Source organism: Telluribacter humicola, from assembly GCF_017355935.1.
Taxonomy (GTDB): domain Bacteria; phylum Bacteroidota; class Bacteroidia; order Cytophagales; family Spirosomataceae; genus Telluribacter; species Telluribacter humicola.
In genome coordinates, this window is sequence record NZ_JAFIQT010000001.1 from 1,372,348 (window position 1) to 1,392,034 (window position 19,687).

At 50.5% G+C, this 19,687-nt stretch carries 16 protein-coding genes; 7 read left to right on the forward strand and 9 right to left on the reverse strand.

Annotated elements, in window-relative coordinates; all coding sequences use genetic code 11:
• Positions 1 to 29: 29 nt before the first annotated feature.
• Positions 30 to 1,496, forward strand: a complete 1,467-nt coding sequence (locus tag JUB14_RS05970) for a mandelate racemase/muconate lactonizing enzyme family protein (protein ID WP_207504959.1) — start codon at positions 30 to 32, stop codon at positions 1,494 to 1,496.
• Between the two features lie 71 nt (positions 1,497 to 1,567).
• Here the strand turns inward: JUB14_RS05970 and JUB14_RS05975 are convergent, their stop codons facing one another.
• Entirely contained in the window at positions 1,568 to 2,761 is a 1,194-nt protein-coding gene (locus tag JUB14_RS05975) for a Gfo/Idh/MocA family protein (RefSeq protein ID WP_207504960.1), read from the reverse strand.
• 192 nt (positions 2,762 to 2,953) lie between these two features.
• On the reverse strand, positions 2,954 to 3,364 hold the full coding sequence (locus JUB14_RS05980; RefSeq protein ID WP_207504961.1) for a DoxX family protein: 411 nt from the start codon (positions 3,362 to 3,364) through the stop codon (positions 2,954 to 2,956).
• A gap of 140 nt (positions 3,365 to 3,504) precedes the next feature.
• Here JUB14_RS05980 and JUB14_RS05985 point away from each other — a divergent pair, with 140 nt between their 5' ends.
• Together JUB14_RS05985 and JUB14_RS05990 are read left to right on the forward strand one after the other, a co-directional pair.
• Positions 3,505 to 5,931, forward strand: coding sequence for a TonB-dependent receptor (locus tag JUB14_RS05985; RefSeq protein WP_207504962.1), 2,427 nt, complete (start codon positions 3,505 to 3,507; stop codon positions 5,929 to 5,931).
• Positions 5,932 to 6,115: 184 nt separating this feature from the next.
• Positions 6,116 to 6,427, forward strand: coding sequence for an isoamylase early set domain-containing protein (locus tag JUB14_RS05990; protein ID WP_207504963.1), 312 nt, complete (start codon positions 6,116 to 6,118; stop codon positions 6,425 to 6,427).
• A 109-nt stretch (positions 6,428 to 6,536) separates the two neighbouring features.
• Here JUB14_RS05990 and JUB14_RS05995 read toward each other — a convergent pair whose 3' ends face one another.
• The 4 genes from JUB14_RS05995 to JUB14_RS06010 all read right to left on the reverse strand — a co-directional run bounded on the left by JUB14_RS05995 (position 6,537) and on the right by JUB14_RS06010 (position 13,908).
• Complete coding sequence (locus tag JUB14_RS05995) at positions 6,537 to 7,457, reverse strand: hydroxypyruvate isomerase family protein (protein WP_207504964.1); 921 nt, start codon at positions 7,455 to 7,457, stop codon at positions 6,537 to 6,539.
• Between the two features lie 136 nt (positions 7,458 to 7,593).
• Positions 7,594 to 10,305, reverse strand: coding sequence for a PVC-type heme-binding CxxCH protein (locus tag JUB14_RS06000; RefSeq protein WP_207504965.1), 2,712 nt, complete (start codon positions 10,303 to 10,305; stop codon positions 7,594 to 7,596).
• Between the two features lie 192 nt (positions 10,306 to 10,497).
• On the reverse strand, positions 10,498 to 10,674 hold the full coding sequence (locus JUB14_RS06005) for a YqaE/Pmp3 family membrane protein (protein ID WP_207504966.1): 177 nt from the start codon (positions 10,672 to 10,674) through the stop codon (positions 10,498 to 10,500).
• A gap of 153 nt (positions 10,675 to 10,827) precedes the next feature.
• Complete coding sequence (locus JUB14_RS06010) at positions 10,828 to 13,908, reverse strand: PVC-type heme-binding CxxCH protein (protein WP_207504967.1); 3,081 nt, start codon at positions 13,906 to 13,908, stop codon at positions 10,828 to 10,830.
• Positions 13,909 to 14,069: 161 nt separating this feature from the next.
• Between JUB14_RS06010 and JUB14_RS06015 the strand changes: the two genes are divergently transcribed.
• Positions 14,070 to 14,831, forward strand: a complete 762-nt coding sequence (locus JUB14_RS06015; protein ID WP_207504968.1) for an SDR family oxidoreductase — start codon at positions 14,070 to 14,072, stop codon at positions 14,829 to 14,831.
• 216 nt (positions 14,832 to 15,047) lie between these two features.
• Positions 15,048 to 15,641 (forward strand): hypothetical protein, encoded by a 594-nt coding sequence (locus tag JUB14_RS06020; RefSeq protein ID WP_207504969.1) that lies wholly within the window; start codon positions 15,048 to 15,050, stop codon positions 15,639 to 15,641.
• 35 nt (positions 15,642 to 15,676) lie between these two features.
• Here JUB14_RS06020 and JUB14_RS06025 read toward each other — a convergent pair whose 3' ends face one another.
• Positions 15,677 to 15,973 (reverse strand): putative quinol monooxygenase, encoded by a 297-nt coding sequence (locus tag JUB14_RS06025; RefSeq protein WP_207504970.1) that lies wholly within the window; start codon positions 15,971 to 15,973, stop codon positions 15,677 to 15,679.
• A gap of 77 nt (positions 15,974 to 16,050) precedes the next feature.
• On the opposite strand from JUB14_RS06025, the gene JUB14_RS06030 reads away from it, so the two are divergent.
• Positions 16,051 to 16,974: an alpha/beta hydrolase gene (locus JUB14_RS06030; protein ID WP_207504971.1), complete on the forward strand. Its 924-nt coding sequence runs from the start codon at positions 16,051 to 16,053 to the stop codon at positions 16,972 to 16,974.
• 149 nt (positions 16,975 to 17,123) lie between these two features.
• Here the strand turns inward: JUB14_RS06030 and JUB14_RS06035 are convergent, their stop codons facing one another.
• On the reverse strand, positions 17,124 to 17,555 hold the full coding sequence (locus JUB14_RS06035; RefSeq protein ID WP_207504972.1) for a T9SS type A sorting domain-containing protein: 432 nt from the start codon (positions 17,553 to 17,555) through the stop codon (positions 17,124 to 17,126).
• A 159-nt stretch (positions 17,556 to 17,714) separates the two neighbouring features.
• On the reverse strand, positions 17,715 to 18,686 hold the full coding sequence (locus JUB14_RS06040; RefSeq protein ID WP_207504973.1) for an aldo/keto reductase: 972 nt from the start codon (positions 18,684 to 18,686) through the stop codon (positions 17,715 to 17,717).
• Positions 18,687 to 18,883: 197 nt separating this feature from the next.
• On the opposite strand from JUB14_RS06040, the gene JUB14_RS06045 reads away from it, so the two are divergent.
• Positions 18,884 to 19,669: a M23 family metallopeptidase gene (locus JUB14_RS06045; RefSeq protein WP_229367551.1), complete on the forward strand. Its 786-nt coding sequence runs from the start codon at positions 18,884 to 18,886 to the stop codon at positions 19,667 to 19,669.
• Positions 19,670 to 19,687: the final 18 nt, after the last annotated feature.

A 19,687-nucleotide genomic window follows, 5' to 3' on the forward strand; every position in this document is an offset into this window, starting at 1 on the left:
TATCCACTTTTCAAAATCAGGTTATAATTATGAAAAAACGACTGCAAGAGCTATTTCAAAAGTTACCTCCACCTTCTCAAAAAGTAGAAACACCTGCCGAGGGTACAAATACCGACACTCGTCGGGACTTTTTCAAGAAAGCTACGCTGGGTGGATTATCACTCGGCATGATGCTGGATGGAAAGCCGGATGCCGAAATGGAGTATCTGACGCAGAAAGTGAAGCGTGCTTCCAAGCCTGCCGATCTTAAAATAACGGATCTTCGGGTAGCTACCATTGTGGGGGCACCCATGACCTGTCCGATCATACGTATTGATACCAACCAGGGGCTGGTAGGCTGGGGCGAGGTACGCGATGGAGCCAGCGCCAATTACGCGCTCATGCTCAAGAGTCGTTTGTTGGGTGAGAACCCCTGTAACGTAGAAAAGCTATTCAAGAAAATAAAGCAGTTTGGTAACCACAGCCGCGCTGCCGGTGGGGTGTGTGGCGTAGAAATGGCCCTGTGGGATCTGGCGGGTAAAGCGTATAATGTACCGGCTTATCAGCTACTGGGAGGTAAGTACCGCGACGAGGTAAGGATCTATGCGGATACACCGGAGGTGAAAACACCAGCGGAGTTTGCCAAGAAAATGAAGGAAGAGCGGCTCGATAAAGGATTTACATTCCTTAAAATGGACTTTGGTATTCAGCAGGTAGCCGATATACCGGGGGCACTCATTGGGGCGAAGGGATGGGATATAAAACGGCAATGGAGTACTGAATCAACCAAACTCGGTAGTTACGGGCAGACCCGTCACCCCTTCACCGGTATTCAGATCACTGATAAAGGCCTCGATGCTCTGGCTGAATACGCGCATCAGGTACGTGAGGCGATCGGGTATGAAGTACCTCTGGCCGCCGACCACTTCGGGCACTTTGATGTCAACGCGGCCATACGATTCGGCAATGCCATCGAAAAGTACCAGCTGGCATTTATGGAAGACCTGGTGCCCTGGTTCTATACAGATAAGTGGAAGCAGATTACGGATTCTATCAACACACCTACTCTGACGGGTGAAGATATTTATCTGAAAGAAGAATTTATAAAGCTGATTGATAAGCACGCGGTAGATATGATTCACCCTGACCTGGCTACATCCGGGGGACTATTGGAAACCAAAAAGATCGGTGACTACGCTGAAGAACACGGTATACCCATGGCCATGCACTTTGCCGGTACTCCTATTGCCTACCTGGCCAATGTACACTGTGCCGCGGCCACCGAGAACTTTATCGCACTGGAACACCACTCAGTAGATATACCCTGGTGGGAAAGCCTGGCCAAGACTAGCAAGCCCCTGGTGGTAAATGGCTTCGCACCGGTACCCGATGCACCGGGACTTGGACTCGAAATGGTGGAAGAGGTAATCAAAGCCCACCTGAAGCCGGGTACAAAGCTATTTGCCCCGACGGATGAGTGGAATACCCGCGATTCTGCCGACCGTACCTGGAGTTAATCAGGTAAGTAGATATAAAAAGCAGAGCGGAGGTGCTATCAGTACCTCCGCTCTGCTTTATTAGTAGCTAGTTAAGCTAAATCCCGTTCAGAGATCTTTCCGGTAGTTTTATTTTTCAGGATAAGCTTGTTGCGACCGTCATGAGTCATTTCCTGCTTGATGAGGTAGTGCTCTTCGTCGTATTCCACCAGGGTTGAAGGTTTGGTAAGTCCCTCCTGACCGCGCCACACGGGCAGTTGTACGGGCTCCCACTGCTTTGATTTGGCGGAGCGGTAGCAGGCATCAATGACTGCATTGACCACATAGCCGTCGTAAAACGTCTCGGCAGGCTCGCGTCCGGCCTCGACCGCTTTGAACATATCCGTAAACATGTGATTGTAGCCGAGGTCATTGACTTCATCCCCCACCGGGAACAGCCAACCTGTATTGCTCTCGGCTTTTTCGGCTACGTAGTCGGCTCCTTTGCCCGAAGTATACATTTCAAAACCCGTCCGTAGGAAGTTATTGATCCAGATGGTACCCTCAGTACCCATCACCTCATCGCGCAGGTCCATACCACCCCGGAACGTCCAGCTTACTTCCAACTGACCGATAGATCCGTTTTCGTACTTCACCAGGGCTATGGCGTGGTCCTCAGCTTCGATTGGCTTCACCTGTGTATCGGCCCAGCACATGACTTCGATAGGCTTAATGTCTTTCCCGATAAAGTTACGGGCGATCTCAATGCAGTGGCAACCCAGGTCCAGAATACAACCCCCGCCGGCCTGCTCAATATCCCAAAACCACTCACTATGCGGGCCGGGGTGTGTTTCGCGCGACTTAGCCCACAGGATGCGGCCTAGCGCTCCGCTTTTCACGCTCTCAATGGCTTTCAGAAACTTGGGTGTATAGCAGAGGTCTTCGAGGTAGCCGGCAAAAATACCCGCTTCTTCCACGGCCTGCATCATGCGCAGGGCTTCGTCAGCATTGCGACCCAGCGGCTTGGTACATACTACCGCTTTTTTGTGTTTGACGCACAGCATCACCGCCTCTTCGTGAACATTATTAGGAAGGGCTATGCAGACCATCGTTACGTCAGGATGAGCTATAACCTCTTCCATATTCGTAGACCAGAAATCACAGCTATAATCAGCCGCAAATTTTCTGGCGCTCTCTTCGCGGCGGGCATAGATGGCTGTAACACGATCACGGCTGCGCTGGCCGTGGAGGGAGTCGGCATAGAAGCGTCCGATGAATCCGGACCCTAGCATGGCAATCTTTTGCATATTAGGTTCTTTATAAGGGATTAGAAATAAATTTTAAATAGAAAGTTACTACTTGCTGATAATTAGATACTACTACTACATAACTTATTAGCGATAGGTATAAGCGCGGTAGTAGCAGAGCAGTTATCAGATAAAAGGGAAGAGACAGGCCTATCTAACCTAACGAACCGGGTAGTGAAGATACCGGGGCTTTTATCTGAACAGTACCTTATCCAGTGAGTATCGCCCGGGACCAGTTAGTAGTAGAGTCAGGTACGGGATCAGGAACAGGATCGGATGCTCCTGCTTATCAAAGGGATCATGGGCGTGTATGATCAGTGCCGCTACCAGCATGGTAGTAATAAGCGGAATAAGTGCCAGACGAGTAGCCAGGCCCAGGATAAGAAATATCGAACAGAAGAATTCAGCGAAAATAGTCAGTACAAGGGAAGCTTCTTCTCCGATGCCAATTGGATCAGCGAAGCCCCTTTCACCGGAAAGGTAGCTCTGTAGTTTTGAGTACCCGTACTGCATCATCAACAATGACATTCCAACCCGTAGTACTAGTACCCCCCAGTCAGCCGGAGCAGGTAAGATTAGAGGTTTTAGGTACTTTTTTAGCATGAGTAAATGAGGATAAAGATGAATGAGTAACTGCTGAATTAGTCAAAGTAAGTAAACATTCTGGGGTAAATGTATTGACAATTAAAATTATTTTTTAGGTTTGTCTAAAAATATATTTATAGTTGTTTCATTAGCTACTTATGAAAACACACCTACTTTGGACTATCATCTGTTTCCTGCTCGTGTCTCAGGCTCAGGCTCAGTATATACTATCGGGGAAAGTCCTGCATGAAGAGAATCAGGAACCTGTTATCGGAGCCGCGGTATTCATACCCGAACTACGTATGGGATCAACCACCGACGTAGAGGGCAAATACCGCATTGGCTCTATACCTAAGGGGAACTACACCATTCAGGTCAGCTACATGTCGCACCGGACGCTGATTGAAAAGATTACAATGGTGCACGACAGCGTGCGCAACTTCACTATGCAAAATGCGCCCAACGCCCTGGAAGAGGTGATCGTAACCGGAGCCGCTACCCGTACCCTCGTGCGGGAAAGCCCGGTACCTATAGCTACCCTGTCGCGGGTACAGTGGCTGCGGGGCTCGTCTATGAACCTGACCGATGCTATCAGTAAGTTACCGGGGGTATCGCAGGTCACTACCGGAGCGGGGCTGTCTAAGCCGGTAATCCGGGGGCTGGCTTTTAACCGGGTCATTACCATGCACGATGGCGTCAGGCAGGAAGACAATCAGTGGGGAGCTGAGCACGGGATCAACCTGGATGAGTTCAGCATTGAACGCTTCGAAGTAATCCGGGGGGCCGGTAGCCTTATGTACGGCTCGGACGGACTGGGAGGAGTGATGGCCGTATACTCGCCCCGACCGGTGGAAGAGGGCAAGCTGGAAGGGCGCCTACTGACCAACTACCAAACCAACAATGGCATGTACGCCGTTTCGGCGCAGGCAGGGGGGACGCGTAATGGTTTTACCTGGCTGGCGCAGGCCAGTCGGCGCAACGCAGGCAACTATCGTAACGCTGTTGATGGGCGCGTATATGGTAGCAACTACCGCGAAAGCCTGAATCTGAACGGCTTTGTGGGAGTGAACCGGGCGTGGGGCTATACCCGCTTTTACGCCCTGCGAAGTACTCAGGAATATAATATTACCAATGGTACTAGAGACTCGCTGGGCCGATTTACCAAAGAAGTATACCGGAATAATGATGTGCGGGAGGTGGCCGTTTCAGAAGCTGATCTGCTTAGTCGCAGCATGAACCCTTCTAACTCGCAGTACCTGCTCAACTACAAGCTGACTTCCAGTAGCTTCCTGCAATTTAACCAGCGCAGTAGCCTTACTGTTACAGCTTCCTACGCTCAGAACCGCCGCCTGGAGTACGGTACAGTTGAAGCGCCCTGGGTACCTGATCTGTCGCTTTTCCTAGAGACCGGCTATTATGATGTGCGATATAACGTGGCTGCCAGTGAAAAGTGGGAGCTCAATATGGGTACCAACGGCATGTACCAGTCGATGGAAAACCGCGGTACCGAAAGCCTCTACCCTAACTACTCCATGTTCGACAATGGGCTCTTTGTATTTTCAAAATATAGCCTGGATCGCCTCAAACTCAGCGGTGGGCTCCGCTACGATATGCGTAAACTGGATATAGCCAAGCTCTACGTAGACGCCGAAGGCCGTTTCCAAACCTCGCCGGAAGGGGCCGTGAGCGTTCGTTTTCCAGGCTTCGACCAGTTGTACAAAAACCTTTCGGGGAGTATGGGGGCTGTGTACACTATTCACAAAAAGCTATTGGTGCGGATGAATGCCTCCCGTGGCTTCCGCGCTCCGATCGTCCCGGAACTTTCATCCAATGGCGAGCACGCAGGTACCTTCCGCTACGAGATCGGAAAGCTGGACGCGGTACCCGAAGTGGCCTGGCAGGGTGACCTGGGCTTTACCTACGAAAGCAACAGCTGGTACGCGGATGTAAGCCTATTCCAGAACAACATTCAAAACTTTACGTATAGTGAAAGAGTACTTTCACAAAGCGGCGCTGACTCTATTATAGCAGGAGTACCTGTATTCAGGTACGTACAGGGCGACGCCCGCCTGCGGGGCATTGAGGGAACCCTTACTTACAATCCTGAGCAGGCCCGCTGGGTGAGCCTGACACTGAGCCACTCAACCGTCATTGGTCGTAACCTATCGGCCCGGGAGGCAGATGCGGAGTACCTGCCACTTATGCCCGCTCCCCGCTGGTTTGTACAACTCAGGCTCAGCAAGGACCGGCTTGGTAACCGCTTCCGGAACCTGTATGTAAGTATGGACTGGGAACGGTTCCTTACGCAGCGAAAGGCCCTGCTGGCTTATAATACTGAAACCATTACTCCCGGCTACGGATTGGTACACCTTGGATTTGGGGGGGATGTAATAGGCAAAAGCCAACGGACGATCTTCTCGGTGTACGTAGTGACGACCAATTTATTTGACCGGGTGTACCAGAGTCACCAGAGCCGATTTAAGTACCTGGACCTAAATCCGCTGACGGGAAGGAGGGGTGTTTTTGATATGGGACGCAACCTGAGTTTGAAGCTGGTGGTGCCATTTAGTACCAACTGGAAATAAAACAATTTCAGCGTATAGCAGTTGTCATAGATAATTACAATAAATAAAATTAGTATAAAAATCTGCTTATTTATTTATTGTTTATAAATATTACAAGATTGTGTCAATTTACAACATTGATTATCATTGAATTGTAAAACACTTGATTGTATATTTGTTGCGTCACTCAAACACCACTTTACCTATGGCATTGTCAAAACAGTATCTCAAAAGCAAACCTATTTGCAAAGTAACGTTCTCTTTGCCGGCAGACGCTGTCTCCGATGCGAAACAAGTAGCTCTGTTGGGCGACTTCAATAACTGGAATTCGGAGGAAGCTACTACCTTGAAAAAACAAAAAGACGGTTCATACAAAGCTACTCTTGAGTTGGAGCCTGGGAAAGAGTACCAGTTCCGGTATTGTATAGACGGCGATACATGGATGAATGATTCAGAAGCTGATAAATACGTACCCGCCGGTGTAGCCAGTGAAGAGAACTCGGTTGTAACTTTGTAATCTACACCTGAAGAGACTAAAAAAGCGGTCTGGATCAATCCAGACCGCTTTCACTATTTATACTGGTTAGCTATGAGCTGTAGACTACTGCCCGTGTCTCAGTGGGAGCTTATACCGTAAAGCTGTCGCTTTCGATGTAGGCTTTTATCAAAGCATCTTCGCCGTCTTTACCGGGGCGGTAGTTACCGTGCTCCATACCCATGATAAAGCTTTTGTTTTCGGCTTTGCTGCGGTTATAGATGTGCTTGAAGATATTCTTATAGTTGATCTCTCCCGTAGTAGGCTCCTTGCGACCCGGGTTATCACCAATCTGGAAGTAGGCGATTTCGTCCCAGGTGTAATCAATGTTCGGGATGATGTGTCCTTCGTTCTTCTGCATGTGGTAGATATCAAACAGCAGCTTACACGATGGGCTGTTTACACCTTTACAAATCATATAGGTCTGGTCGGAGTTGCGCAGGAACAGGTTGGGCGAATCACTAAGAGGCTCCAGTACCATTACGATTCCGTGTGGTTCCAGAATTTCGGCTCCGCGACGCAGTGCTTCTATGACGTGACCGGTTTGCACACCTATAGGTAAGCGGCGCTCGAAGTCGCCGGGTACTACAGTTACCCATTTGGCATTGACGCGCTTGGCTACATCTACGGCTCTGCGGCATCCATTCAGGAATATATCGATATACTCTTTCTTACCGGCGGCCAAAGTATTTTGGGAGTTGCCTCCTTTATCAACTACAAATACCCCCATCTCCATACCCAGGCGACTCAGTTCTTTACCGATCTTTTCCTGCATCTCTACGGGGCGGCCCATCATACCATTATCTTCCAGCGCCTTGAAACCCATGTCGGCCATGAATTTTAGCTGGTCAATGGGATCTTTACCCGCACTGTTCTCAAACATACCAAAATGCGGAGCGTATTTTAGCTTAAAGTTATTCTTGGCTAGTGGAGCAGAGGCAAGGGCATCTCCGGCCGCAACGGCCGCTCCCGCCAATCCGAGGGTTGACTTTACAAAATTTCTACGAAGCATGGTTTCCTGTATGAATGTTTTTAGGTAAAAGAGTATAGAACGGAAAATTTACCTTAGGCGTACCCGGTAAAGTACCGTTCTATACTAGGAAGAGCAGCAGAGGGCTCTTTTAACCATTTATCGCACGATGCTTTTCTTATTCGAAGGCTTTTTTATCCACCGAGGCTTCCGTGAACTCTATGTACTTGTCAGCAGCGTCTCTGATCTCCTTTCGGAAAGCATTACTGATGCCATCTATGGCGGCTGCTTTGATGTCGCCATGCAGGCGGCCGCTATTGAGCAGGTTGACGACGGTATCTTCACCCTCCCAACTACCTCCCATGAAGCGGGCGGCAGAACGACGTACTTTACCCGGATAAGATGGATCAACGGCTATTTTGGCCAGGATAGTGAGTGATTCACGACTACCTACACCTTTGATAGAAGCCAGAAGGGCCGTTTTGGTATCATCATCACTGTTATAGAACTTATCCCAGAAGTAGCTTTCATCGGCCTGTTTCAGGAGCTGGCGTCCTGCATCGCGGCCAATGTCGGCATTAGGACGGGTAGTAGCCAACCGGAACAAACGGTCATTCTCATAGTCGGGCTCGTAACGTGACACTAGCTCTATGTAATCTGAGGTACCGTAGGTTTTGTTCAGGAGCCTTTGCAAAGCCTGTCGCCCCTGGTACGAATCCCTTACAAACTCCCGCCCCATGTGCCAGAGAGCCAACTTACTGATCTCAGTTTGTTCAGGAGCATTGCCTTCGGTCATTTTCAGGAGAGCGAGGGACTTTTCGTAGCCACGCGGCAGGAAGTCAAACGCCCGGAAGTACCGTAGCCGTTCTTTCAGGCTGGAGGAGGTATCAGTAGCCAGGGCCGATAAGTAAGGGATAGCCTGGTTGGTACGTGCCCGCCATACGATGTCACGCCCGGCGGGAGTAGCAAGCGGATCACCTTTCTGCGTCCGGAGCCAGGCTTCAAACAGGCGGTCCCACTGACCTTCGGCCCCGACGCCCAGGGCTTCAAGGTACCAGCGGTCATTGCCCTTGTACTGTCGGGCCAGTTGTACCCACACATGTTCGGCTTCGTAGGTATGGTTATGATTAATAGCCAACGCGCATTCGCGACGTACCTGCGGATCGCGGTGGCCGGTTAACAATTTAATGTATTCAGTAGGATCGCTGTTGCGCTGACGGACCGCCCGCAGGGCTGTAATGCTCAGGTTGGGGTTGATCTCACGAAAAGCTACTTCGAGGTGGCGTCGGTGTACTCCTTCGATTTTATTAAGTACCCACAGTGCCCGTGCCCGCAAACGTGGATTGGTAGTAGGAGAGCGGAAAAGATTTTCCAGAGCAGGCTCGGCTGCACGGCGGTGGTCCAGTAAGGCATACCAGGCTTTATAGCGCACTGACATGTTGGGGTTTTGTAGAGCGGCTACGGCTCCCTCGGGGCTATTGTAGTCATAGCTGGGTACTTTGTAAGGAGTCTTGGGAGGAGCTATGCGATATATGCGACCACGGTTCAGGTCGGTGTTGCTGGCTTCTTCACCCGTACCCGGATCGTACAGATCCGCTACAATGAGTGAACCATCCGGCGCTACGCATACATCCGATGGACGAAACCACTTGTCGCGCTTGCCTTCTACTATGGGTAGCATATTGGCCTTATAACCCGCTCCGTCGCTTTGAACCGGGTAGGATCGTACTACATTGGCTCCGGCATCGCAGTGAATAAGCTGATCCCAGAATGGACGGGGAAGGGTAACACCTTCGTAGACTACTATACCGGTAGGCTGCCCTGAGCCGGTATTGAGTAGGTTAGGTACCACACCGGGGTCATTCTGGTGCCAGTGCCGACGGGATATTTCATCTTCAAGGTTGGTCCTGACTACCCGCCAGGTAGTACCTTTCATTTCGTCTACGTAGCCAAAGTTACCACTCTCCATGACGTAGTTGATCCGGACGCTCTCGGTACCTGCTTCGTCATGGTCTGACTGCCACACGGTACCGTAGCTATCTACTGCCAGCTCCACTGGGTTACGGAAGTTCTGACCCAATACCTCAATGGTTCTGAAATCTTCGTCACAACGGAATACTAGTCCCTGCTTGTATTGGCGGAAGTTGAAGGGACGCTCCCATCGGTCGAGAAGTCTGCCACCACGTCCGCTTTGTAGCTGTCGGCCCTCATTCCCGAAGTTGAAGTAAAACTTCCCATCCGGTCCGAATACAAACGCATGTACACCATGATCGTTTTGCACTCCACGGATTCCTCTGAATATAATTTCTTTTTTATCGGCCTTGTCGTCGCCATCGGTATCGGTGAAGAGCCATACATTGGGACTCTGCGAGACGAGGGCTTTATTACCCATGACCAGTATACCCAACGGAGCATTCAGCTCCGGCCCCTGATAGAATATCTTAGTCTTATCGGCCTTCCCGTCCCCGTTTGTATCTTCCAGGATCAGGATACGGTCACCGGCCAGCTTGTCTTTGTTGGCTTTGCGGTTGCCGGTACCGGGGCGGTAGCCATAGGCATCGCATACCCATACACGTCCCCGATCGTCAATATCAATACTGGTAGGGTTGGACAGGGTAGGTTCGGAGGCGAATAAAGTAGCCTCCAGCCCATTGGCTACGGTAAGTCCCGCAACGGCATGTTCAGGAAAACGTTTTTCCCGTTCGGAAAGGGAATCATACACAACGACAGTATCCGCAGGCACGATAGTCGTATCCACGGGAGTCGTTACCACGGTGGCTATGGTGGACTGCCAGCCTGCGAAGTGGGGTGCACTGCGGTAGGCACCGGTTAATAAACTTATTGATAGAATACTTCCAGCTACTGCTAACGAAGATGTAATGCGCCTCATGGATCTCAACACGTACTTTTATGACTTCTCTGATGTGATATATCTTTGAAAGGGGAAAATTACGAGTTCTTTGGCACTATCACGAAGTATTTATGAGATTCTAAGATAATTCTAAATACAAAGCCACTCCTTGCGGCTATGCAGGGATGTCTGTGAAGTAGAGCAGGGGCGCATTACACCTCCCTACTTATGTCAGTATGCGGTTGTGCTGCTCCGTTTAGCAATGATCCACACGGCATGTATGATACCCGGCAGGAAACCCAGTAGGGTCAGGACAATATTGATCCAGAAATGTTTGCCTAATCCAACGGTCAGAAAAACCCCCAGGGGTGGTAGTATGATGGCAAATAAAATTCGTATGATGCTCATGGCTGTTCTTAGTTATAAATGTTGCTTAATAAATGATTATCTGTTTTAATCCTTAAAATTATTGTACCAACGAGCCTGCGGCTTACCAATAAAAATGCCCCTGCCGAAAAAACATCGGCAGGGGCATTTTTATATGAATTGTAAAACCTGGACTTATTTCCGTTTCAGACTAGCCAGGTACTCTACCAGTCCGGTCAGCTCTTCGGTACTCATGGCTTCGTGGAGGCCCGGAGGCATCATCGACTCATCCAGTTGCTTGATGGACTTCACGTTCGACATCTTGTACTCCTGGGTAGTACCACCCGGGAACTTCATGATCAGGTCGGTTTCGGTTTTGCTGGAAATGATACCCGCTACGGTTGAGCCGTCTTTGAACTTCACCTCGTAGCCTTCGTAGCCAAAGCTGATACCTGCACTGGGGTAGTACACGGCCATGTACTGTCCTTCCTTGGGCAATTTGCTACCAATTTCGGACAGCTTAGGACCAAAGTCGGCTCCTTCACCATTGACCTGGTGGCAGGTCGAGCAGTACATCTGGAATACCTGCTTGCCTTTAGCAGCGTCACCTTTCACCGCGATCAGTTGATTGACCGGCGGGTGTTTCTGACCGGCAGTAGTAGTACCATTCAAATAACTAGCCGCTTCGGTTCGGATGGCCTTGCGCCAGGCACCGCTTACTCCCTGTACCGCTGCGGCTTTCAGTTCACCGTCAAACTTACCTTCTTTAAGATAAGCCAGTACCTGATCCTCACCGTTCATACTGCCACCCAGTGAGCGGGTTGCTTCACGACGAACACTCATCGGATACTTGTTATCAAGAGCTACGCTACTCAGTATGTCCAGGGACTCCTTACTGCCCACACCACGGATGGAGGCGAGTGCAGCGGCTGCTTTATCAGATTCCTTGCCTTTCACTGTGGTCCATATGAGCGGGGTACCGCCCTGCTTCAGGAGCAGACGACCGGCTTCGCGACCAACACCATCATAAGGCTTGGCCACAGCCAGTTGCAACAGGCGGTTATTTTCAGATGGTAGTTCATAGCGCGCTACCAGCTCCATATACTCAGGGGTGCCATACGAAGCATCCAGTAGTTTCTTGAGAGCTGCCATTGCTTCCGGCGACTGCTTCACAAAAGCCGGATCAAGGTGGCGTAGTACCAGCTGGTTGATCTCGTTCTGATTGGCGGCACTACCTTTCATAATAGTTAGCAGCGCCATGGATTTCTCTTTACCACCGGGGTTGAAGTCAAAGGCCCGGAAGTACCGCAGACGCTGTTTCAAATCTACCTTAGGATCACCGGCCAACGAAGCCAGCAGAGGTACAGACTCTTTGGTACGAGCCCGCCACACGATATCCTTACCGGCATCGGTAGCGATCGGGTTGGCTCCGGCTTTGGCCAGCCAGGTTTTAAAGAAGCGGTCCCACTGGCCTTCGGCGCCAAGTCCTAAGGCTTCGAGGTACCAGCGGTCTTTGCCGTCGTACTGCTGAGCCAGGGTAGCCCATAGTTCGGGCGCCTGAGCGGAGGTATTACCACGTAGCGCCAGCGCCGCCTCACGACGTACCTGCGGATCTTCATCCTTAGCCAGCATAACAATGGTACCCGTAGGGTCTACATTCTGCTGACGAACCGCCCGCAGGGCCGTAATACGAATATCAGGATTAGCGTCTTTGAGAGCAGTGCTGAAGTACTTCTGACCTACACCTTCCAGTTTGCTAAGGGCCCACAGGGCACGGGCACGCATACGTGGATTAGCCGAAGTATTGTTGAATAGCTTGGCAAGTTCAGCTTCCGCCTGCGCTCCCTGCTTCATCAGCGCATTCCAGGCCTGGTAGCGGACAGACAGGTTGGGATTTTGCAGGGCCTCTACGGCACCGGTGGCGGTGGATAGGTCTACCTTCGGTATACGATAAGGAGTATTGGGAGGTGCTACACGGTACACGCGGCCGCGGTTGAGGTCACCGGCCTGGTGCCCACCTACACCCGGATCGTACCAGTCGGATACGAATAGGGAGCCATCGGGGGCTACGCATACATCCGACGGACGGAACCACTGATCACGGGTACCTTCCAGTACATTGACGATGGTAGCGGTAAAGCCGGCACCGGCTTTCTTCACCGGATAAGAGCGTACCACATTCGGGCCCGCATCAGTATGTATCATCTGGTTGTGGTATACCTCGGGCAGCAGGCGTCCTTCGTATACAATCATACCCGTGGGTGAGCCCGCGCCGGTCTGCAGCAGGTTAGGTACTACACCCGGGTCGTTGAGGTGCCAGTGGCGCAGGGGTATTTCCTCCTCCATGTTGGTACGGTTGGCACGCCAGCCGGCTCCGGTCATTTCGTCGGTGTAGCCGTAGTTACCGCCTTCCATCACGTAGTTAATACGTACACCTTTGTTACCGTCGTCGTCGTTGTCTGACTGCCACATGGTACCGTAGCTGTCCACGGCTACTTCATAGTTGTTACGGAAGTTGTGGCCGAGCAACTCTATGTTGCGGAAGTCAGCATCACTCCGGAATACCATCCCCTGCTTGTACTTTTTGAAGTCAATAGGCTTGCCCGTTTTGTCCATTACCGGTTTGCCTTGGCCATCCAGAAGTTGACCGCCTTCGTTTCCAAAGTTGAAGTAAAACTTCCCGTCGGGTCCGATCGTGAAGGCATGCATACCGTGGTCGTGCTGCTCACCCTTTATCCCCTGGAATATAACTTCTTTCTTATCAGCCTTGTCGTCACCATCGGTATCCGTAAAGAGCCACACGTAGGGGCTCTGTGATACTATGGCGCGGTTGCCCATCACCCAGATCCCCAGCGGGGCATTCAGCTCCGGCCCCTGGTAGAATACCTTGGACTTATCAGATTTGCCATCTCCGTCCGTATCTTCCAGGATCAGGATGCGGTCTCCCTCCTGGTGGGTGCCATTGCCCGTAATGGCCGGACGGTAGTTATAGGCTTCGCATACCCACACGCGGCCCCGGTGGTCCACATCTATGTTGGTGGGGTTAGTCAGCGTAGGTTCTGAAGCAAACAAGGTAGCTTCCAGGCCTTTGGCTACGGTAAGACCCGCAATCGCGTACTTAGGCGAACGTTTCTGTTCCTCAGTCAGATTAGCATACAGCGTATCCAATTGAGATCCCGATACAGTACTCGGATTGGTATTCTGGTAGGCTGCAATGAACAGACCTACGGATAGAATGCCTCCGGCGGTAAGTAGAGTGGATTTTTTGGGATTCATGGTTTATTGTAAATACTTTGTAAAAGTTCTTGCACTAATATCAGATTAAAAGCATGAGAATAGAGGTTTTCTTACCCTTTATACTAAAATAAATTTCAAGCTTATCCCCAGATTGTACCACTTATCGTGGTACCTAGACTCATACCACTAACCTACAACCAATGCTAAACTGGAATCTGAAAGGTAAAAAAGCCCTCGTAACCGGAGGAACAAAAGGAATTGGAGAAGCCTGTGCCCGTATGCTGGCCGAAGCGGGAGCCGAAGTGATGGTCATTGCCCGCAATACCGAAGATATTGAAAAACTAAGCCGGGAGGCTGCTGCGAAAGATCAATCCATCATTGGGAAAGCTTTTGATATGCTCAAGCCTGAAAGTATTCCCGCTATCATAGAACACGTCAAAGAGACCTGGGGTACGCTGGATATCCTGATCAATAACGCTGGCATGAATATCCGTAAGCCTACTATCGAGTACTCGCAGGAAGAGTATGAGATGATCATGCAGGTGAATATGACGTCTGTATTTAAGCTGAGTCAGGCGGCCTATCCGTTGCTGAAAGCCAGTCAGGGCAATATTGTCAATATATCATCCGTATCGGGCCTTACCCACATCAGTAGCGGCTCTATCTACGGTATGACCAAAGGGGCCGTAACGCAGCTAACCCGTAACCTGGCGGTAGAGTGGGCTACCGATGGCATCCGGGTTAATGCGGTAGCTCCCTGGTACATCGAAACGCCGCTGGCTGCTCCGGTGCTTAATGATCCGGCGCGTATGGAGAAAATCCTGGCCCGCACTCCCATGAAGCGCATTGGGCAACCCGAAGAGGTAGCGGCCGCGGTGGTGTTCTTCTGTCTGCCCGCTGCCAGCTACATCACCGGTCAGTGCATGACCATTGACGGAGGCTTCTTTGTGTACGGATTCTAAGAGAATTCTGATTGAGTGAATTTTGAATGAGTGACTACCATAGTGGGGGATATCATTTGCTATGTTAATGTAGGATGTATACTCAATGTATGGTTGAATTTATATCGGAGTGATACCTGGCATCTGTACTAGTTAAAAGGAGGTACCTATTGCTTTGGAAGTCTTACTGCCTTACCTTTAAAATATCTGTTTTCCTAAACCACAAATAGAACTGATATGAAAACTACGTTATCACTCAGCCTGTTGCTGCTGACGGGCCTTGCTGCGAAGGCTCAGCTTTCTGCTCCTACGGCGGACATTCAGATCAAAACGGCCGTACTGGCGGCTCCCAGCGAAAAGCGTGACGGGGCCATGGTATATGGCTATGGTCAGGATGGGAAGTTTACGGTACTTCGTAAAGGGTCTAATGATATGGTATGCCTGGCCGATGATCCGAAACAGAAGGGCATCAACGTGTCGTGCTACCATAAGGACCTGGAACCCTTTATGGCGCGGGGCCGGGAGCTGAAAGAGGCCGGAAAATCATCCAAAGAATCGTTTGATACGCGGGAGGCGGAGGCTAAGTCAGGTAAGCTGAAGATGCCCAAGCAGCCCACCTCACTATATGTCTATTCCGGAACGGATGAAAACTACGATGCTACTACAGGCGATGTAAAGGATGGCTTCCTGCGTTACGTGGTATACATACCTTACGCTACGGCCGAAAGCACCGGATTGCCTCTCAAACCCGACGCCCCCGGTATGCCCTGGATCATGGACCCGGGTACGCACCGGGCACATATCATGATTACCCCGCCTAAGCCGCAATAGCTTTTTCAGAGGCCACGATCCAATCGTGGCCTTTTTTATTCTACCTTCTCCACCGAAACTACCGAAAACGCCTGCGGCTTATCGGCGAAGAGGGCTTTGGTCCGGCTCCACGTATCCTTGAATAGGTCTGAGTCGCGGTAGCTGTTCAGGGCTTCCTCCGATTCCCAGTGGCTGTGCGTGACAAATACGTAGGGCTGATGCAGGTCCTGCCATAGTTCAAGGTACTGGCAACCGGGGCGGGCGCGAATCTTGTGCTTGGAGTTTTCAAAAATGAGTCGGAACTCTTCTGTCTTATCAGGCTGGAACGTCATGCGTACTATTCTTATCAGCATATTGTAGCTACTTTACAAGTTAACTGCGGGTAAAACTAAGCAGCAGACGTCTTATTTTTATAAAATAATATCTGTCAATGAAAACAACCTTACGTACGCTGCTGACGGCTGGACTGTCGGTACTGGCACTTACTGCTATGGCACAACAAGAAGTAGTCTCTCTCTGGCCTGAGGGGAAAGTCCCTAATGCAATTCCAAATTCAATAGAGGAGAAAACCGCCACCAGTGGGGGGATTATGCGGATCAGTGGCGTGACGGTACCTACTATGACTGCCTATATTCCGGCCAAAGAAAAAGCGACCAGCGCGGCTGTTATGATTTGTCCGGGCGGCGGGTATTCTATTCTGGCGGCGGAGCACGAGGGCAGTGACCTGGCCGAGTGGTTCAAGGAGCGGGGGATCGCGGCTTTTGTGCTGAAGTATCGCCTGCCTAACGCTAAAGCCATGACTAACCAGCACGAAGTACCCCTTATAGATGCCATGCAGGGCATGAAGCTGATCCGTCAGAACGCGGGAAAGTGGAACATTGATGTCAATAAAGTAGGCGTTATGGGCTTTTCGGCGGGAGGTCACCTGGCGGCTACGCTTTCTACGCACTTTAATAAAGGAGCGGGTGCTTCCGAAGCGGCCAAGCCTAATTTTTCTATACTTCTGTATCCGGTAATTTCGTTCCAGCCTTCTATTTCACACGGCGGCTCGCGCGATAACCTGCTGGGAGCAGCCAAGTCCGATGAATTGATCCGGTATTATTCTAATGAGTTGCAGGTCGATGCCAGTACCCCTCAGGCCTTTCTGGTACATGCCGAGGATGATAAAGGAGTACCCGTGGAGAATAGTATTGAGTACTACCTGGCTCTGAAAAAAAATAATATCCCCGTAGAGATGCACCTGTACCCAACCGGAGGTCATGGCTTTTCGATGCGGACCGAGGGCAAGGGCTCGGTAGCTAACTGGCCCCAGGCCATGGAAGGCTGGCTGCAGGCAATGGGCTGGATGAAATAGTCAGAGGAAGAAGGGCGGCCGCCGCGCGGTAATAAAGGAGGAAGGGAGGAAAGCAGTACAGATATAACTCCTTAGACTAGTGTGTGCTTAGCAAAAAGGTGGCGGGTACCTGAAAGTCAGGTACCCGCCACTTTGGCTTTATTTTAGTGCTAGTTTACAGCTACCAGTGTACGGGCCGGCATTTCGTAAAGAGCCAAGGTAGCCAGACGAATATCTTTTACGATTTCGTTAGTACCATTCGTTACTACCACGGTATAGTTTCCATCCTTAATTTCAGAAAAGTCGAGTTTGCGGCCATACTTCTGTTGTCTTTTACTAAGTACATCTTCAAACAATACCTTCCCCTTCTGATCCAGTAGTCTTACGATTACCCGCTCTCCTAGTTTCTTTTCGACCATTACGTTCATTTTAAGTGAATTGATCACCCGGTACATTCCTACCTGAAAGGAGGCTTTCTTAGCAGCGTCCTGTGGTGTATCTACTTCTGTTTGTGTCAGTGGTGCTGTACCGTTGGCTGATACCGCTCCGCTCATCAGCACGCCACACAAGGCGATCATCAGGGATTTTGTTACAATTCTCATGGCACTTGAAGGTTTTGGGATGGGAAATATGTTTTGGAATACATCTCAAAGAAGCCTCCTGCACCTGCTGCGTGACATGGATTAAGGTGAACGGTAAAAAAAAAGGATGAACGGATTCAGGGCTCCGATTATCCCCTTTTACTTAGTGTCGCTTACTTTCTATTGTGACCACTCGGTAGGAGTACGGTCCCAACGGTGATTTTTTAGCTCATTAGCCAGGGCATCCGACAGACGCTTACCGTCGCTGGTAGCAATGTTGGCTTCTACGTGGTTCAGCTTGCGCATACCGGGTATGGTGGTATGTACATCCGGGTTGTTCAGGATAAAGCGCAACGCCATTTCGGGCATGGTCATACCCTCAGGAATAATAGGTTTCAACGCTTCGGCATGGTCTACGCTGCTGTTGAGGTTTTCGGGTACAAAGTAGGTAGAGCGCCAGTCGTCGGCCGGGAAGGTAGTTTCTTTGGTGAGCGTACCGGTGAGGGTACCTTCATCAAAGGGTACCCGGGCAATAACGCCAATATCCATCTGGCGGCAGAGCGGGAACAGGTTGTCTTCCGGAGCCTGGTCAAATATATTATAGATTACTTGTACAGCATCGATCAAGCCGGTCTTGATGGTGTTGAGCGAGTTGTCCGGTTCCCAGCGGTTCACGCTGATGCCCCAGCGCTGTACCTTGCCTTCCTGCGTGAGCTTTTGTACCATCTCCTTCCATTCATCACGATCAGCCCAGTGGTCTTCCCACACGTGGAACTGTAGCAGGCCAATGCTATCGGTTCCCAGGTTCCTTAGGCTTATCTCGGTATATTCCCGGATATAGTCGGCCGGAAAAACTTCGTCCAGTGAGAATTCAGATTGCGAAGGCCAGGTGCGGTTCTTGGGAGGGATCTTGGTGGCGGCGTAGATACGCTTGTCCGGGTAGCGACGGATCAGATCGCCCAGTATCCGCTCGGATAAGCCTTCACCGTAGCCCCAGGCGGTATCAAAAAAGTTACAGCCCAGTTCTACTGCTTTATTCAGGGAGTTCTCTACTTCTTCAAGGTCAGAGCCTGTCCAACCGGCCAGTCCCCACATGCCGTAGCCTATTTCGCTGACTTGCCAGCCACTACGACCAAATCGACGGTATTCCATAGTTAGTAAGGTTGTATGATATAAGAATTTAGATTGCGAAGATGATTTTTTTTATAATCAATATAAAACATCCATCGTATAAAAGGTTGTTAGAAATTTTAAATCGATTCATCAGTTCTGCTAAGTATAAAGTGGATAATTTAGTGGCAAAAGTTGAATGAACAGACACAATGTGTACGAGTAAGATGAGGAGTCGAATGGTGAGAGGTAGTAAGATGTGGGAGAAGTTGATTAAGCAGGTAGCAGGAATAGTAGTACTAAGTACTCAGGTGTGGCAGTCGGCATCGGCTCAGAGTACTGCGCCATCAGAGAAATTACTTATGCACTGTCAGCAGTTCCAGCAGGTGTATGACGGGATCAGCCAGCAGGTGATTACTCCCGATTCGGCCACTCGAGCCTTCCAGCAAGCGATGCTGGGCCTGCGCGAAACAGTAGGCAAGGACTCGTGCCAAACTGGTACTGCCGGTACCTATGTGTATCCGCTGCGGGGGCAACTGCCCCGGTACTCTATCGGATCAAGAGGACGCGGCTACCGGGCTACTGGCTTTGACCTGTTTGACTCAGATGTACGTGGAAGTCACCCGGCGCAGGACCTGTTTATCCGGGATGGTGATCAGGATGAGCTTGATGACAGACTGGGGCAACCTATAGATGTATTAGCTTTTACGAGTGGTGTGGTGGTAGCCATGGAAACAGGCTGGGGGCCTAACAGCAAAATGCGGGGCGGAAACTATATATGGATCTATGATCCGTGTCTGGATGGGCTGTTTTATTACGCCCATAATAAATGTGTGACCGTAGTACCCGGCCAATGGGTAAGGGCCGGTGAGAAAATAGGCGAAGTAGGTCGTACGGGCTATAACGCCTTCAAAGAGCGCTCACCTACACACCTGCACCTGATGTTCCTGCGTATCACGCCCGAAGGATTGCCCAAACCCGAAAATACATATACCTGGCTGTCGGGGGCAGAAGTAGTACATTAACAAACTGAGCTACTTATC

Bases quoted from the DNA above. Each gene is read 5' to 3' on its own strand.
- JUB14_RS05970 (WP_207504959.1), top strand. From the start codon at position 30: ATGAAAAAACGACTGCAAGAGCTATTTCAAAAGTTACCTCCACCTTCT.
- JUB14_RS05975 (WP_207504960.1), bottom strand. From the start codon at position 2,761: ATGCAAAAGATTGCCATGCTAGGGTCCGGATTCATCGGACGCTTCTAT.
- JUB14_RS05980 (WP_207504961.1), bottom strand. From the start codon at position 3,364: ATGCTAAAAAAGTACCTAAAACCTCTAATCTTACCTGCTCCGGCTGAC.
- JUB14_RS05985 (WP_207504962.1), top strand. From the start codon at position 3,505: ATGAAAACACACCTACTTTGGACTATCATCTGTTTCCTGCTCGTGTCT.
- JUB14_RS05990 (WP_207504963.1), top strand. From the start codon at position 6,116: ATGGCATTGTCAAAACAGTATCTCAAAAGCAAACCTATTTGCAAAGTA.
- JUB14_RS05995 (WP_207504964.1), bottom strand. From the start codon at position 7,457: ATGCTTCGTAGAAATTTTGTAAAGTCAACCCTCGGATTGGCGGGAGCG.
- JUB14_RS06000 (WP_207504965.1), bottom strand. From the start codon at position 10,305: ATGAGGCGCATTACATCTTCGTTAGCAGTAGCTGGAAGTATTCTATCA.
- JUB14_RS06005 (WP_207504966.1), bottom strand. From the start codon at position 10,674: ATGAGCATCATACGAATTTTATTTGCCATCATACTACCACCCCTGGGG.
- JUB14_RS06010 (WP_207504967.1), bottom strand. From the start codon at position 13,908: ATGAATCCCAAAAAATCCACTCTACTTACCGCCGGAGGCATTCTATCC.
- JUB14_RS06015 (WP_207504968.1), top strand. From the start codon at position 14,070: ATGCTAAACTGGAATCTGAAAGGTAAAAAAGCCCTCGTAACCGGAGGA.
- JUB14_RS06020 (WP_207504969.1), top strand. From the start codon at position 15,048: ATGAAAACTACGTTATCACTCAGCCTGTTGCTGCTGACGGGCCTTGCT.
- JUB14_RS06025 (WP_207504970.1), bottom strand. From the start codon at position 15,973: ATGCTGATAAGAATAGTACGCATGACGTTCCAGCCTGATAAGACAGAA.
- JUB14_RS06030 (WP_207504971.1), top strand. From the start codon at position 16,051: ATGAAAACAACCTTACGTACGCTGCTGACGGCTGGACTGTCGGTACTG.
- JUB14_RS06035 (WP_207504972.1), bottom strand. From the start codon at position 17,555: ATGAGAATTGTAACAAAATCCCTGATGATCGCCTTGTGTGGCGTGCTG.
- JUB14_RS06040 (WP_207504973.1), bottom strand. From the start codon at position 18,686: ATGGAATACCGTCGATTTGGTCGTAGTGGCTGGCAAGTCAGCGAAATA.
- JUB14_RS06045 (WP_229367551.1), top strand. From the start codon at position 18,884: ATGGTGAGAGGTAGTAAGATGTGGGAGAAGTTGATTAAGCAGGTAGCA.